We start from the raw sequence: 2,695 nt of genomic DNA on the forward strand, positions 1-2,695 counted from the left end.
CCTATTTAAGATAGGAGGCGAACCTGCTGAACTGAAACATCTAAGTAAGCAGAGGAAGAGAAAACAAAAGTGATTCCGTAAGTAGTGGCGAGCGAACGCGGATTAGCCCAAACCAGTGTTGTTGCGGCAAGACTGGGGTTGTAGGACCACGATATCGATTATATAAATCAACGAGAACTGTCTGGGAAGGCAGGCCATAGAAGGTGAGAGCCCTGTATTGGTAAGTTTATGTAATTGTAGTGGTATCCTGAGTAGGGGGGGACTGGAGAAATCCCCTTTGAATCTGCCGGCACCATCCGGTAAGGCTAAATACTACCAAGAGACCGATAGTGAACGAGTACTGTGAAGGAAAGGTGAAAAGTACCCTGAGTAAGGGGGTGAAAAGACCCTGAAACCATACGCTTACAAGCGGTCGGAGCCCTTTCGTGGGGTGACGGCGTGCCTTTTGCATAATGAGCCTACGAGTTACTTTCACTGGCGAGGTTAATCACGTTGACGTGAGCAGCCGGAGCGAAAGCGAGTCTGAATAGGGCGCTTAGTCAGTGGGAGTAGACGCGAAACTTTGTGATCTACCCATGAGCAGGTTGAAGCTCCGATAACACGGAGTGGAGGACCGAACCAGTTTACGTTGAAAAGTATTTGGATGACTTGTGGGTAGGGGTGAAAGGCCAATCAAACTGAGAAATAGCTCGTACTCCCCGAAATGTTTTTAGGAACAGCCTCGGGGTTAAGTTTTAAGCAGGTAAAGCTACCGATAGGACTAGGGGGAGTCAAATCCTACCAAATCCTGACGAACTCTGAATGGCTTAAAATATACCCGGGAGTGAGGGCTGGGGTGCTAAGGTCCCAGTCCGAGAGGGAAAGAACCCAGACCAACAGCTAAGGTCCCAAAATCTTTACTAAGTTGAACTAAGGAAGTCTGATTGCAGTGACAGCCAGGATGTTAGCTTGGAAGCAGCTATTCATTTAAAGAGTGCGTAACAGCTCACTGGTCGAGCGAGGCGGGCATCGATAATAAACGGGCATCAAGTAAAGTACCGAAGCTTTGGATTATATTTATATACTGGTAGGGGAGCATTCTGATCTGCGGAGAAGGTGAAGCGACGAGCTTTGCTGGAGCGTTCAGAAAAGCAAATGTAGGCATGAGTAACGATAATGAGGGCGAGAAACCCTCACGCCGAAAGACTAAGGTTTCCTCAGCTATGCTAATCAACTGAGGGTTAGTCGGGGGCTAAGGGTCTAGCGAAGGCGACAACCTAATGCACAACAGGTTAATATTCCTGTACTTACTTATTGGGCAAATAGATGACGGAGATTACAGGTTACCAGATACTGACGGAATAGTGTCTTTGAGAGGCGGCAGCAATGCCAAAACGAGTGTAGTGAGTAAACTTCCAAGAAAAGTCTAGGCGTGTATAACTGATAAGTAACCCGTACCGTAAACCGACACAGGTGGTCGAGAAGAATATTCTAAGGCGCTCGAGTGAATCACGGCTAAGGAACTCGGCAAATTAACCCTGTAACTTCGGGATAAAGGGAGCCACGAGCAATCGTGGCCGCAGAGAAATGGCCCAGGCGACTGTTTAACAAAAACACATGGCTTTGCTAAATCGAAAGATGACGTATAAGGCCTGACACCTGCCCGGTGCTGGAAGGTTAAGGGGGGATGTTAGCCGCAAGGCGAAGCATTGAACTGAAGCCCCAGTAAACGGCGGCCGTAACTATAACGGTCCTAAGGTAGCGAAATTCCTTGTCGGGTAAGTTCCGACCTGCACGAATGGTGTAACGATCTGGGCACTGTCTCAGCCGTGAGCTCGGTGAAATTGTAGTAACGGTGAAGATGCCGTTTACCCGCAACGGGACGGAAAGACCCCATGAACCTTTACTATAGCTTAGCATTGAGTTTTGGTACTGGATGTGTAGGATAGGTGGGAGGCTGTGAGCCGGTGTCGCTAGGCATCGGGGAGCCAACGTTGAAATACCACCCTTCTTGTACTGGAATTCTAATCCCCAAAGGGGAGACATTGCTTGGTGGGTAGTTTGACTGGGGTGGTCGCCTCCAAAAGAGTAACGGAGGCTTTCAAAGGTTCCCTCAGCACGCTTGGTAACCGTGCGTAGAGTGCAATAGCAAAAGGGAGCTTGACTGTGAGACCGACAAGTCGATCAGGTACGAAAGTAGGATATAGTGATCCGGTGGTTTAGTATGGAACAGCCATCGCTCAAAGGATAAAAGGTACTCTGGGGATAACAGGCTGATCTCCCCCAAGAGCTCACATCGACGGGGAGGTTTGGCACCTCGATGTCGGCTCGTCACATCCTGGGGCTGGAGAAGGTCCCAAGGGTTCGGCTGTTCGCCGATTAAAGTGGCACGCGAGCTGGGTTCAGAACGTCGTGAGACAGTTCGGTCCCTATCTGTTGTGGGCGTAGGAATATTGACAGGTTCTGACTTTAGTACGAGAGGACCGAGTTGGACTGACCGCTGGTATATCAGTTGTTCTGCCAAGGGCATAGCTGAGTAGCCACGTCGGGACCAGATAAGCGCTGAAAGCATCTAAGTGCGAAACTGACCTGAAGATGAGTATTCCATGAAGGGTCCGTGTAGACGACACGGTCGATAGGCTACAGATGTAAAGACAGTAATGTCAAAGTCGAGTAGTACTAATTACCCGAAAGCTTACCTTTTATTAATTTACAC

The 2,695-nt window shown here is 49.0% G+C and carries 1 rRNA gene (cut by a window edge); it reads left to right on the forward strand.

Features of this window, described 5'->3' with window-relative positions:
• Window positions 1–2,682: ribosomal RNA gene (locus V7S74_RS10970) — 23S ribosomal RNA — on the forward strand (it extends 257 nt beyond the left edge of the window).
• The last annotated feature ends 13 nt before the right edge of the window (window positions 2,683–2,695 follow it).

It is taken from the genome of Aquirufa novilacunae (genome assembly GCF_045310505.1).
Classification (GTDB): Bacteria; Bacteroidota; Bacteroidia; order Cytophagales; family Spirosomataceae; genus Aquirufa; species Aquirufa novilacunae.